Annotated in this window: 10 protein-coding genes; 2 read left to right on the top strand and 8 right to left on the bottom strand. The window is 68.6% G+C overall.

Annotated elements, in window-relative coordinates; genetic code table 11:
- Positions 1-24: 24 nt before the first annotated feature.
- From HFGMBDPB_RS23890 to HFGMBDPB_RS23880, 3 genes are read right to left on the bottom strand one after another with little or no spacing between them, the layout of a single operon-like run.
- Entirely contained in the window at positions 25-2841 is a 2817-nt protein-coding gene (locus HFGMBDPB_RS23890; protein WP_249343665.1) for a sensor histidine kinase, read from the bottom strand.
- Positions 2842-2856: 15 nt separating this feature from the next.
- On the bottom strand, positions 2857-3027 hold the full coding sequence (locus tag HFGMBDPB_RS23885) for a hypothetical protein (RefSeq protein WP_017407051.1): 171 nt from the start codon (positions 3025-3027) through the stop codon (positions 2857-2859).
- Positions 3027-3398, bottom strand: coding sequence for a response regulator transcription factor (locus HFGMBDPB_RS23880; protein WP_017407052.1), 372 nt, complete (start codon positions 3396-3398; stop codon positions 3027-3029). The genes HFGMBDPB_RS23885 and HFGMBDPB_RS23880 overlap by 1 nt, the downstream gene beginning before the upstream one ends.
- 113 nt (positions 3399-3511) lie before the next feature.
- Here HFGMBDPB_RS23880 and HFGMBDPB_RS23875 point away from each other — a divergent pair, with 113 nt between their 5' ends.
- Together HFGMBDPB_RS23875 and HFGMBDPB_RS23870 are read left to right on the top strand one after the other, a co-directional pair.
- Complete coding sequence (locus HFGMBDPB_RS23875) at positions 3512-4162, top strand: response regulator (protein ID WP_016450119.1); 651 nt, start codon at positions 3512-3514, stop codon at positions 4160-4162.
- Positions 4159-4971 carry an Hpt domain-containing response regulator gene (locus HFGMBDPB_RS23870; protein ID WP_046240185.1) on the top strand — a complete coding sequence of 271 codons (813 nt, stop codon included), beginning with the start codon at positions 4159-4161 and terminating at the stop codon, positions 4969-4971. The genes HFGMBDPB_RS23875 and HFGMBDPB_RS23870 overlap by 4 nt, the downstream gene beginning before the upstream one ends.
- Positions 4972-4995: 24 nt before the next feature.
- Here the strand turns inward: HFGMBDPB_RS23870 and HFGMBDPB_RS23865 are convergent, their stop codons facing one another.
- From HFGMBDPB_RS23865 to HFGMBDPB_RS23845, 5 genes are all read right to left on the bottom strand, one after another.
- Positions 4996-5193, bottom strand: coding sequence for a hypothetical protein (locus HFGMBDPB_RS23865; RefSeq protein WP_016450117.1), 198 nt, complete (start codon positions 5191-5193; stop codon positions 4996-4998).
- On the bottom strand, positions 5190-6332 hold the full coding sequence (locus HFGMBDPB_RS23860) for a PepSY-associated TM helix domain-containing protein (RefSeq protein ID WP_047219775.1): 1143 nt from the start codon (positions 6330-6332) through the stop codon (positions 5190-5192). The genes HFGMBDPB_RS23865 and HFGMBDPB_RS23860 overlap by 4 nt, the downstream gene beginning before the upstream one ends.
- A 100-nt stretch (positions 6333-6432) precedes the next feature.
- Positions 6433-8601: a TonB-dependent receptor gene (locus HFGMBDPB_RS23855; protein ID WP_046240187.1), complete on the bottom strand. Its 2169-nt coding sequence runs from the start codon at positions 8599-8601 to the stop codon at positions 6433-6435.
- A gap of 75 nt (positions 8602-8676) precedes the next feature.
- A complete protein-coding gene (locus tag HFGMBDPB_RS23850; protein WP_212646437.1) occupies positions 8677-11208 on the bottom strand; it encodes a TonB-dependent siderophore receptor in 2532 nt (843 codons plus the stop codon).
- A gap of 169 nt (positions 11209-11377) precedes the next feature.
- Positions 11378-12574: an MFS transporter gene (locus tag HFGMBDPB_RS23845; protein ID WP_212646436.1), complete on the bottom strand. Its 1197-nt coding sequence runs from the start codon at positions 12572-12574 to the stop codon at positions 11378-11380.
- Positions 12575-12660: the final 86 nt, after the last annotated feature.

Raw genomic sequence — 12660 nt, 5'->3', positions numbered from 1 at the left:
CAGGCGCGCCGGCCGGCGGTGCCGCTACAGCAGCTCCGCCGGGCGCGTCTCCGATGCGCTGCGGCAGGGAAGGGTGATGCGAAACAGCGAGCCGCCCTCGGGCCGGTTGCTGGCCACGATGGTGCCGTCCATGGCGTCGATGATCTTGCGGCAGATGGCCAGCCCCAGGCCCGTGCCGCCCGAGCCGTTGCGGGTCTTGCTGGACTGCACGAAGGGCTGGAAGATCTTGTCCAGCTCCTGCGGCGGAATGCCCGGGCCCTGGTCGGAGAAGGCGATGCAGATGTCGCCCTGCCCGTCGATGCGGCCCTGCACATCGATGCGCCCGCCGATGGGCGAGAACTTGATGGCATTGGCCAGCACATTGCGCACCACCTGCTGGAAGCGCACGGGGTCGGCCTTGGCGATCAGCGGGGCGTCGTCGAGTTCGAGCCGCAGGTCGATGAGCTTGTGCTGCTGCTGCGGCTCCAGCTCGCGCACGACCGGCCGGATCAGGCTGCGCAGGTCCGTGCGCTCCAGGTGGATGGTTCCCACGGCGCTGTCCAGCTTGGCCACATCGAGCAGGTCATTGACCAGGGCCAGCATNCCGTCGATGCGGCCCTGCACATCGATGCGCCCGCCGATGGGCGAGAACTTGATGGCATTGGCCAGCACATTGCGCACCACCTGCTGGAAGCGCACGGGGTCGGCCTTGGCGATCAGCGGGGCGTCGTCGAGTTCGAGCCGCAGGTCGATGAGCTTGTGCTGCTGCTGCGGCTCCAGCTCGCGCACGACCGGCCGGATCAGGCTGCGCAGGTCCGTGCGCTCCAGGTGGATGGTTCCCACGGCGCTGTCCAGCTTGGCCACATCGAGCAGGTCATTGACCAGGGCCAGCATGCGCTGGCCCGCCGCATGGATGTCGTTGAACATGTCGGCCATGGCGGGATTGCCGCGCGAGCGCAGGCTGCCCAGCTCGGCAAAGCCCATGATGGACTGCAGCGGGGTGCGCAGCTCATGGCTCATGTTGGCGACGAATTCCGACTTCACGCGGAAGGCCTCCTCGGCCGCGTCGCGGGCCTCGCGCGTGGCATGCTCGGCCGCGCGGAATTCGCTCACATCCACAAAGATGCTGAGCACGCCGGTGGTCTGCCCCTGGGCATCCTTGACCGCCGCCTTGGAGATCTGCACGTCGCGGTAGCTGCCGTCCATGTGGGGCAGCCGGGCCTCCAGCACCATGCGCTGGCCCGAGCGCATCACGACCTGGTTGCTGCGTATCTGCAGCAGGGCATCGTCGCGCGAGTGCAGGCCCTTGATCTCGTGGCCGAGCACGGCATAGCGGCCGCGGCCGAAGAAGTCCTCCCAGGCCTTGTTGACCAGTACCACGCGGTGGTCCGCGTCGGTGACCAGCATGGGCAGGGGCGTGGTCTCGAACAGCAGGTGCTGGAAGGCCAGCTGGGTCTGCAGTTCCTGCTGGGCCTTCCAGCGGGCCGTCACGTCCACGGCGCTGCCCGCGAAGCCCACGAGCCGGCCGTCGCGCAGCAGGGGGACGACGGCGATGTCGCAGAGTATTTCCCGGTGGCCCGGCAGCTGGAACATGGCCTGGCAGTTGCGCGGCGCCAGCCGGGCCAGGGGATCGAGCAGGGCCTGGATCTGCGCGCGGTACGGGCCGTCCACGATGTTCTCCAGCGGCTGCCCTACGGCCTCGGAGCTGGGCTGGCCGGTCAGCTGTTCCCAGCGTGCGTTCACGAAGGTCAGCAGACCCTCGCTGTCAGTGCGAAAGATCAGCTCCTGCACGCTGCGCATGAGCACGGCCATCTCATGCTCGCTGCGCGCCAGGCGCGCCTGGGCCTGCTCCATGGCCTGCTGTGCCGTCTTCTGCTCCCTGCGCGTCTTGAGCACCGACCAGCTCAGGCCCAGCACCAGGGCCAGCAGGGCCACGCCGGCCACGAAGAAGGCGAAGGCGTCATCCCTCCAGCGCGCCACCAGGGCTGCGTAGGGCTCCTCCACCACCAGCAGCAGCGGCCAGTTGCGCACGGTGCGAAACGACACGATCTCATGGGAGCCGAGCATGCCCGCGCCGATGTAGGAGCCGAATTCGCTGTGCGGCAGCCATTGCCGGAACAGCGGTGTCTGCAGCACGGCGGTCGCCTGCACGCCCGTGCCCGCATTGGTGCTGGCCAGCGGCCGGCCGTCGTAGGTCAGCAGCACGGCCTCGTAGCTGAGGATCTCCAGCGTGGCCTGGTAGAAGTTGGCCACGGCGTCGGGGTTGATCAGGGCCACCAGCACGGCGGGCATGCCGTTGTCCTGGTGAAAGCCCAGCAGCTGCGGCAGAAACGATACGCCGCGCGGCGACGGGTGCGCGCGGGGCGCCAGGGCCGACAGGCCACGGCCGGGCACCAGCCGGCCCAGCAGGGGCTTGCCGGGCACGACGACGGCGCTCTTGTCGTGCAGCAGCTCCTGCATGTCGATCTGCTGGCCGGCCTCGCCCGCCTGGGTGCTGGCCAGGATGAGTCCCTTGTCGTCGAGCAGGGCCATGCTGCGCAGGTAGGGCAGCTGGGCGATCAGCTGGGCCATGGCGGCCTCGCGCGTGCTGCGCGTGCTGCCGGCGGCCAGGATGGCGGGGTGGTGCGCCAGGCTGGACAGGGCCATTTCGGTGTTCTCGAAGGTCTTGGCCGTCTGGTCCTCCAGCACGCGCGCCAGCAGTGCGGCCTGGGACTTGCTCTGGTCGGCCTCGGCGTGCAGCTGGCTCCAGACGAAGAGCACCAGCCCGGCAAGCACGCATAGGGCAAAGGTCAGCACCAGTGCCTTGATGTGGGCGCTGCGTCCGGCACCCAGGAAATGATGCGCGGTAGCTCGATCAGACATGATGAAGATGCTCCATCAGAAATTCCGGGGCGCGACGATGGCGGTCAACCCGTCGTGCGGCACAGGAACGGGCCGGGCCGGCGCGAACGCCTGCATCCAGTGCCAGCCGTCCGCCAGCCTGCGGCTGGACGGGCCGTCTGCCATGGACAGGTCCACGCGGCCGGTCTCCCGTGCGCGCATCATCATCAGTCGCTCCTTTCAAGGCTGGCCAGGATCTGCAGCAGCCGGGTCGGGCTGAAGGGCTTGACCAGGTATTCGTCGGCGCCCGCATTGAAGCCCGCCTCGCGGTCCTCTGCGCTGTCCCGGGCGGTGAGCAGCACCACCAGGGTATGCCGCAGATCGTAGGAGGTCTTGATGCGACAGCACACCTCCAGGCCGTCCAGCGTGCCGGGCATCATCATGTCCAGCAGCACGATATCGGGCTTGTTGCGCTGGGCCACGGCCCAGGCTTCGTCGGCGGTGGGCACCTCCATGACCTCGTAGGCGCCGGACTCCAGCGTCATGCGCAGCAGTTTGCGGATGTCGGCCTGGTCTTCGACGATCAGTATCTTCTTCATGGCGGACCTTTCACAACGCAGTTGAAGGGGGCTGCGTGAGGCTAAATCATAAATATCAAATTCATCAAATTTATATTGAATTTTTCAATCGTATTTGATGCAAAATTGCTGCCATGTCCGAGAACAGCACCCCATCAGGCCAAATTCCGCACTACACGACTGCCGAGGTGGCAAAGCTGCTGGGCATGGCCGTGCGATCGGTCCAGCTCATGGTCGATCGCGGCGAGCTGGAGGCCTGGAAGACGCCCGGAGGCCATCGCCGCATTACGCGCGCTTCCGTGGAGCGCTGGCGCAGCAGGCAGGGCGAGCGCGCAGCGCCCGGGGTGCCCGGCGCACCAGCGGTGGCACAGGCGCCGGCCCCTGCCCAGGCGGGATCGGGCACCGGGCAGCGCGTGCTGCTGATCGAGGACTCCGTGCACTTCCAGAATCTGGTACGCATGCTGGTGCAGCGTCACTTTCCCGACGTCCAGCTGCATGTGGCGAACGACGGGATCACGGGCATGGCGCTGTACGGCCAGATCCAGCCCGATGTGCTGCTGGTGGACATCCTGCTGCCCGACATCGATGGAGCCGCCCTGATCACCACCTTGCGCACCCATGAGCAGTTCGCGCGCTGCAAGCTGCTGGTGGTCACCTCGCTGGAGGCGTCAGAGCGCGAGGCCTATGCCTTCGCATTGGGCGGCGTGCGCGTGATCCACAAGCCCCAGCTGGTGCAGGAACTGCCCGAAGCGCTGGGCGGGCTGCTGGGCGGGCCGGCGGCGTGAACGCGCCCCTTCCCGCGGTCCTGCTGGTCGAGGACGATGCCTCGATTGCGCGGTTCGTTGCGCTGGCGCTGGAGGGCCTGCCCCTCACGCTGGTGTCCTGCACGAGTGCGGAGCAGGCCCAGCAACTGCTGCAAACCCAGTCCTTTGCCCTGCTGATCACCGATCTGATGCTGCCCGGCGCCTCCGGCGTGGAGCTGATCGAGTGGCTGCGCCGCTCGCCGCAGGCGGGCTGCTGCGCCGTGGTCTTCAGTGCCGGCGTGCGGGCCGATGTTGCGCTGCAGCTGGAGCAGTTGAAGGTGTGGCGCGTGCTGCTCAAGCCGGTGTCGGTGGCGCAACTGGTGGACTGCGTGGAGTCGGTGCTCCAGCAGCATGCGCCGCCTCCCCCTCCCAGGCAGGAGGCCGGGACGGGCGAGGGCGCCGATGCGCAGCCGGATGTGCGACCGGATGTGCGACCGGATGTGCAACCGGAGGCGCCGTCGGACGCGCTCGCCATCGCCAATTTCTTTGGTGGCGACGCAGGCCTGTTCCACAGCTACCGTGACATCTGCCTTGCACACTTGCCCGACGATATCGCCCGGATGGAGGTCCTTATCGCGGAGCAGAACGCCATGGCCCTGCGCAGGCAGGCGCACAGCCTGCAGAGCGTTTTGCGCCTGCTGGGACAGGAGCGGGCCAGCGGACTGACCAGGAGCCTGGAGCAGGCCTGCCTGGCCGGCGACTGGGCCGGTGTCACCGATGTCTGGCGGCCACTGGGCGAAGCCTTGCAGCAGCTGCTGGAAAGCGCAGGCCAGCGCGACCCGCGCGACTGAGCGCCGTGCCGGCCTGCCCCGGCTTCAGCCCGGCGGCCTGCGCCGCAGCCATCCATGCCAGATCCCTGCCGCCGTGGGAACGGCCAGGCAGACTCCGGCCAGCATGTCGCCAAGGCCGCCGTCGCTGAACAGGGCCGAGACCAGGCCGATGGCCGTCAGCACGCCCAGCGCGATGGGCCAGCCCCAGAGGGCGAGAAAGCCCCGGTGTCGCGCGCCGCTCATGCCGAGACCTCCTTGCCGCGCGGCGCGGGCTGCGCGGCCGGCAGGCTCTTGCCCTTTTTGACCCACAGGTACAGGCCGGTGCCCAGCACGATGATGCTGGCGATGTCCAGCAACGCCCAGAGGATCTGCATGGCCCGCCCGCCGTAGTCGCCGAAGTGCAGCGGCTGGGACACCAGCAGCGCCGTCAGATACCAGGGCAGGGCGGGCGCTGCCGTGACCTGGGCGGTCCTGGCGTCCACCAGCACGGGCAGGAACAGGCGCGAGGTCAGGGGCTCGTTGCCGCGCAGGAAGAAGGTGTGGTGGTGCGGGCTGGAGAACGTGGTGCCGGGGAAGGCGATGAAGTACAGCCTGGTGCCCGGCACCTGCTGCTGGGCGGCCTGCAGCGATTGCTGCAGCGAGGCGCGCTCCGCCACCGGCACCGTGTCCTGGCCCTGGTAGGGCGCCAGCACGCTGCTGAGCTGGTCATGCTGCCAGTACTTGATCAGCAGGTCGGCCCAGGTATTGATCATGCCGGTGGCGCCCACCACGAACAGCCACACCAGGGTGACGATGCCCAGCAGGTTGTGCAGGTCCAGCCACTTCAGGCGCGGCTGGCGCGTGCGGCGCACGGTGCCGAAATCGAGCTTGCGCATGAAGGGCGCGTACAGCACCACGCCGCTGACGATGGCGATCAGCAGCAGCAGCCCCATGAAGCCCAGGAACAGCTTGCCCGGCAGCCCCGCGAACAGGTCCACGTGCAGCTTGAACATGACCCACATGAAGCCCTGGTCGAAGCGCGGCTGGGCCAGCAGTTCGGCCGTGCGCGCATCGATGACCACGGAGCGGAAATCGTCCGTGGGCGCCGGCGTGGGCGTCATGGTGACGAACCAGAGGTCGTCGGTGTCGTCGGACTTGGAGACGAACTGCACCACGCGGTCCGGGTGCTGGGCACGGGCCACCTCCAGCACCTTGTCCAGGCTGGCATGGGGCGTGCCCTGGGGCATGGGCGGGGCCTCCACCTCGGTGCCCAGCAGGTGGCCGATTTCGTGGTGGAAGATCAGCGGAAGGCCGGTCAGGCACAGCAGCAGCATGAAGACGGTGCAGACCAGGCTGCTCCATTTGTGCAACCAGGCCCAGGTCTTGATCGTGTGGCTTTGCATGGGGTGTTCTTTTCTCTGACAGAAGGGGGCCGGGGGCCCCCGCCATCACCGCGCCCCCGGCGCCATGCCGGGGGCGGGGCGGTTGCCGGTTGCCGGGGGCTTAGAAGTCCACTTGTGCCGACAGCATCAGCGTGCGCGGTGCGCCCGTGGTGGTGTAGCCGGCGGCAGTCACCCAGTAGCTCTTGTTGCTGACGTTCTCCAGGCTGGCGCGCAGCACCACCGGCTTGCCGGCCACGTGGGTGCGCAGGCGTGCGCCCAGGTCCAGGCGTGTCCAGCCGGGCATGCGCAGGATGTTGGCCGCGTCGTAGTACATGGACGAGGTGTGGATCACGCGGCCGTTCAGGCTCAGGCCCTCCACCCAGGGCGTATCCCAGTCCAGGCCCAGGTTGAAGGTGCGCTCGGGCACGCCGTTGGCATCGTTGCCCTGGTTCACGCCGCCTGCCGTGCGCGAGAGCTTGGCGTTGTTGAAGGCCGCGCTGGCCAGCAGGCGCAGGCCCTTGTGGATCTCGCCGTAGGCGGTCAGCTCCAGGCCGCGGTTGCGTGTCTCGCCGCCGAAGCTGTAGACATTGGTCACCGGGTCTGTCATGGAGCCCGGGCGCTGGATCTGGTAGAGCGCGGCCTGCGTGGTCATGCGGCCCCAGTCCACCTTCACGCCGACCTCGTACTGCTTGGACTTCTGCGGCGCGAACACCTGGCCGGCATTGGCCGTGTTGGGCCCGGCCGTGCCGCCTGCCGACAGGCCTGCCGTGTAGTTGGCGTAGACCGCGACATGGTTCTGCGGCTTGAACACCACGCCGGCCAGCGGCGTCACGGCGCTGGCCTTGTACAGCGTGGTGCCGCTGGCGTTCTTCTGGTCGATGGTCTGGTCGCGCAGGCCCACGGTCACCAGCAGGCGGTCGCTGAACAGCGCCATGGTGTCGGCCAGCGCCAGGCTGTGCTGCGTCAGCTCGGCGTTCTTGGTGGGCGCGCCGCGCACGAAGTCGATGGCAGGCAGGGGCGACGGGTTGTAGATGTTGGAGGGGACGGCTTTGGTGGTCAGCTGGTAGAAGTAGCCGCTCTCGCGGTCCATGTAGTTGGCCGCGGCCACCACGGTGTGGCCGATGGCGCCGGTCTTGAAGCGTGTGCGCAGGCCCACGTCGGCCGAGGTGGTCTTGTTGAACTCGTCGTAGAAGCCGTTGCGCACGGTGAAGTTGCCCAGCGAGTCGATGCGCTGCACGGCCGTGGGGAAGCTCTGGTCGCTGGACACATCGCTGTAGCCCACGCCGCCGTAGACGGAGGTGTTGGCGTTGATGTCGTATTCCACGCGCGAGATCACGGTCTTGGCCTTGTCCAGCAGTTCCGTGCCCGGGTTGAAGTTGGTGCGGCTGTCGGGCACGGCTGGCACCTGGGTGATGCCGGCCAGGAAGGCGCTTTGCGGGCGGAACTCCGTGGTCTTGCCGCTGGTGGTCAGCGCGTCCAGCGACCAGCGCAGGCCCTGGCCTTCGTAGTCCAGGCCCACCGAGGCCAGGCCCAGGCGCTGGCGGCCGCCGTCGATGTTGCCTTCGCCGTTGCGCCACACGCCGTTAACGCGCACGCCCCACTGGTTGTCTTCGCCAAAGCGGCGGCCCACGTCCAGGTGGGTGCCGAACTGGGCCTTGCCCATGTAGGTGGCGGTCAGGCGGTTCAACGGCACGTCGCCCGCGCGCTTGGTCACCACGTTGATGCTGCCGCCGATGCTGCCGCTGGGACCCACGCCATTGGTCAGCGAGCCGGGGCCCTTGAGCACTTCCACGCGCTCGATCACCTCCAGCGGCAGGCGCGTGGAGGGCGACAGGCCGTACAGGCCGTTCACCGACACATCGCGCATGGACAGGGAAAAGCCCCGCACCTGGAAGTCATCGCCATAGCCGCCGCGCGCCTGCAGCGTGCGCACCGAGGCATCGTTCATCACCACGTCGGCGATGGTCAGCGCCTGCTGGTTCTCGATCAGCTCCGAGGTGTAGTTGGTCGTGCTGAAGGGCACGTTCATCTGGTCGGTCTTGCCCAGGATGCCCAGGTCGCCGCCGCGCGCGATCTGGCCGCCGGCATAGGTCTTTTGCAGTCCGCCGATGGCCTCGGCCTGGTCGCTCACCGTCACCTCCTTGAGGGCCGGGCCCTCGGCCGTCTGGGCCGCCACGCCCACGGCGGCCAGGGCCAGGCCGGCGCCCAGGCATTGGCGGATCAGGCGCGTGAGGGGATGGGGAGCGAAGCGGAAGTCCGCAGGAGTGCTGTGGTGCGTCATGGCAGTCATGTGCAAAGGTTGGAAAAACCGTGAAGAAAAACCGGGGAAGAAAAACAGGGAAAGGAGGGCAGGCCGGCCGTGGCCCTAGAAGCGCGCGCGCAGCGACACCGTGACGTTGCGCGGATCGCCGTAGTAGTTGTTGAAGTAGGTGCTGTTGGGCGAGAACTTGGCGTAGTAGCGCTTGTCCAGCAGGTTGCTCACGTTCAGCTGCAGCGAGTAGGTGTCGTCCAGGCGGTAGGCCAGCAGCGCGTCAAAAAGCGCATAGCCACCCTGGCGGGTGGTGACATCGCCCACGCTGGCGTAGGCATCGCTTTGCAGCCGCACGCCGGCGCCTGCGGTCCATCCCTGCAAGGGCCCCTTGAAGCGGTGGCTGGCAAACAGGCGCAGCGCATGGCGCGGGTCCACGGGGCGCAGCGGCTGGCCCACGTTGGCCTCGGAAGCGTCGCGCAGGTACCTGGCCTGGGTGTAGGTGTAGCCGGCCAGCACCTGCCAGCCTGGCGCGGGCTCGCCGGACAGCTCCAGCTCCCAGCCCTGGCTGCGGCTCTTGCCGCCGGCCATGAAGCAGTGGCTGGTCGGGTAATACGGCAGGCAGGGCATGGCCGATGCCGTGTCCTGCATGGCGCTGCCCACGCGCTGGATGCGGAACACCGACACGCTGGCCTGCAGCCGGCCGTCCATGAAACTGCCCTTGAGCCCGGCCTCCAGGTCCTCGCCCCGGGCGGGCGCCAGGATGCTGCCGTCGGCGGCCTTCTTGTCCTGGGGGCTGAAGATCTCGCTGTAGCTGGCATAGGCGTCGAGCGTGTCCGACAGCGCATGCACCAGGCCCGCATAGGGCGTCAGCTCGCGGCGCACGCTGTAGCCGCTTTGGGCATTGCCGGGTTCGAGATAGCTCCACCAGCTCAGGCGCGCGCCGGCAATGGCGGTGAGCGAGTCGGTCAGCGACAGCCGGGCCCGCGCGAATCCGCCGTACTGGTGGATGTGGGACACGGGCGATGAATAGGCGTTGCCGTTGCCCTCGCTGTAGAAGGGCTCGGGGTAGCTGGTGTACGGATTCCAGCCACGGATGTCCACATTGCGCAGCGGGCTCACGCCCCAGTAGCCCGTGGCGCCCGTGCTGCGGATGCGCTGCAGGTCGGCGCCCAGCGACAGCTCGTGCCTGCGGCCCAGGGCCTCGAAGGGGCCGCTGGCCAGCAGGCTCAGCGCGTTCTGCGTGCTGCCGTCGCCGCCATAGATGGAGGTGCTGACATCGAACAGGTAGGGATTGCTGTCGCTGGCCCTGGAAAACGAGGTCTGCTTGAACCCGTCCGACCGAAACCGCGTGTGCGCCGCCTGGGCCTTCAGTTGCCAGCCGCTGTCCATCCGGTGCTCCAGCTCGGCAAAGGCCTGCTGGTTGTGGCGGTCCCAGGTATTCCAGGGCGTGCCCAGGTAGGTGCTGCGCGGCAGGCCGAGCTGGCTGCCGTCGGCGGCGGCGGGCAGGCCGCCCCAGGAGCCCGTGGCCTGCAGGTCCGTGTGCTGCAGGCCAGCCGTGAGCGTGGTGCGCGGCCCCAGGTCCGCCTCCAGCACGCCGTACAGGCCCAGGCGCTTTTCCTTGCGCGCGGTCTGGAACGATGCCTTGTCGTCCGCCAGCGCCACCAGCCGGCCGCGCAGCGTGCCGGCTGCGTTCAGAGGGCCGGACAGGTCGGCCTCCATGCGCTGGCGGTCCCAGGAGCCCAGCGTCAGCGCGGCCGAGCCCTGCCATTGCGCCGTGGGCCGCTTGCGCACCATGTTCACCATGGCCGAGGGCGAGCCCGCGCCACGCAGCAGGCCCGTGGCGCCGCGCAGCACCTCCACGCGGTCCAGCATGGCCGTATCGGGCTGGATGAAGGTGGAGGCCGAGGCCACCTGGTTCACATTGAGCCCGTCCACCTGCAGCGAATCGATCTGGTAGCCGCGCGAGTAATAGGCGATGCGCTCGCTGTCGATGTACTCCACCGTCACGCCCGGCGTGTGCTGCAGCACGGCATGCAGGTCGGGCAGGGCCTGCTCGTCCAGCCACTGGCGCGTGAGCACGGTCACGGGCTGCGGAATGTCGCGCACCGACTGAAGCCCCTTGTAGCCCGTGACCAGGCTGGCCGCGTAGCTGTCCGATGCCTCGGTCGTGGCACTGGCCGGCGCCGTGGCCCGGACCGTGACCGTGCCCAGCGTGTGCCCGCCCGGGCCCGTGCCCGAGGCCGCCGCTGGCAGCGGCCGCAGCGTATAGACGCCGCTGGACTCGCGCACCGCCTGCAGCGCCGTGCCCTGCAGCAGCCTGGCAAAACCGTCTTCCACGCCATAGCTGCCCTGCAGCCCCGGGGACTGCAGCAGGCCCAGCTGCGCGGCATCAAACGACAGCGCAACGCCCGCCTGGTTGGCGTACTGCGCGATCACATGCGTGAGCGGGCCGGCCGCAATCGAAAAGCTGCGCTGGCCGGCTTGGGCGGCCTGGGCGGACGGCGCCGCATGGACGCAGTCCGCTGCCGTGGCAACCAGCATCGCCACCCCCAGCACCGCTGCCACCCCAGCCATCCCCATGGACGCAGGCCAGCCCCATTCGGCTGCAAGGCCGTCCTGGGGCTGGTGGGGGAGGGTGCGGGGCATGGGGCTGGGAAAAGTGGAGTGACTCCCCGTATGCCGAACAAGCCCTGCCGATCCTGCAAGTTCGGCTGGACTTTTTTTGCGCCGCTGCTGAGATTTTCTCCCTTACTTCCCGTTGATCACCAGGTGGAGTAAGGCTGGATTGCTATGGTTTTATTTTTCAACCAATGCCTCAGGACACCACCACCGGCCTGGGCTGGCGCGTCCCCGCCAGCGCCAGGCCCGCGAACAGCATCAGCATCAGGCCGTAGGCATAGGTGACCGGCAACAGGCCGAAGCGCGCGGCGGCCATGCCCGCCGCGATGGCCGGCATGCTGAACGCCAGGTAGCTGGCGATGTAGATGGCCGAGATCAGGGCGCCGCGCTCGTGCGGCTCGGCCAGCGGGATCACGCTGCGCAGCGCGCCCTGGAAGCCCACGCCAAAGCCCGCGCCCGCCACCACTGATGCCCCCAGCACCAGGGGCAGGCTTTGCAGATGGGCGCCGACCAGCAGCAGGGCCACCCCGGCCAGCAGGCCGCTGCCGCCGAACTGCAGCATGGCGCGCGGCGCGCGGCTGCGCAGCGTCCAGATGGCGGCGGCGGCGCTCAGCGTGTTGATGCACACGGCAAAGCTGGCAGCGACCTCCGAGCCCGTGACCGAGCGGATCATCGACGGGCCCAGCGACAGGTAAAAGCCCCCCAGCGCCCACACCGTGATGCTCATGGGCAGCACGCGCATGAAGTCGGCCCGGGCCTGGCCCGGAATACGCACGCGGGGGCGCATGGCGGCCAGTGCGCCGGGGCGGCGCGCGCCCGTCTCGGGCAGCACGGCCATGGCGGCGGCCACGGCCACGAAGATCAGCGCCATGAGCCAGAACACCAGGCCCAGCTGCTGGCGCCACAGCTGCGCGAACTCGCCCGCCACGACAATGCCCGCCGCCATGCCGACCATGGGCGCCATGGTGCTCACCAGCGTGCCGCGCTCGCGGTGCAGGTCCAGCAGCGCCGCGCCCATGGCCGCACTGGCCATGCCGGTGGCAAAGCCCTGCAGCACGCGCGCCAGCACCAGGGCCTGCACGTCGCCCGCGCGGGCGAACACCGCCAGCGAGACGATCTCCAGCAGCAGCGCCGCCAGGATCACGGGCTTGCGGCCCAGGTGGTCCGACAGCGCGCCCGTGGTGAGCAGGGCCAGCAGCAGGCTCAGCGCATAGACCGCGAAGACCAGGGTCAGCATGCCCGAGGAAAAGCCCCAGTCCTGCTGGTAGAGCCGGTACAGCGGCGTGGGCGCGCTGGAGGCCGCGAAGAAGCTGCCCAGGCCGAAGGCCAGGACGGCCAGGCTGCGGCCGGGCCGGGCAGCGGGAGTGGAGTTGGATGGTTGCAGTACCGACATGGTTAAGAGCCCTGCTGCACAATTAATGCAAAGTTTTTGCGTTAGCGAATTCTGCGCTTGTGCGCTGTTAACGCAAATTTTTAGCT

The organism is Delftia sp. PE138 (assembly GCF_018320755.1).
Classification (GTDB): domain Bacteria; phylum Pseudomonadota; class Gammaproteobacteria; order Burkholderiales; family Burkholderiaceae_C; genus Comamonas; species Comamonas tsuruhatensis.
The sequence above is the reverse complement of the archived record's forward strand: the minus strand, read 5'-3'. Positions and strand labels throughout refer to the sequence as shown.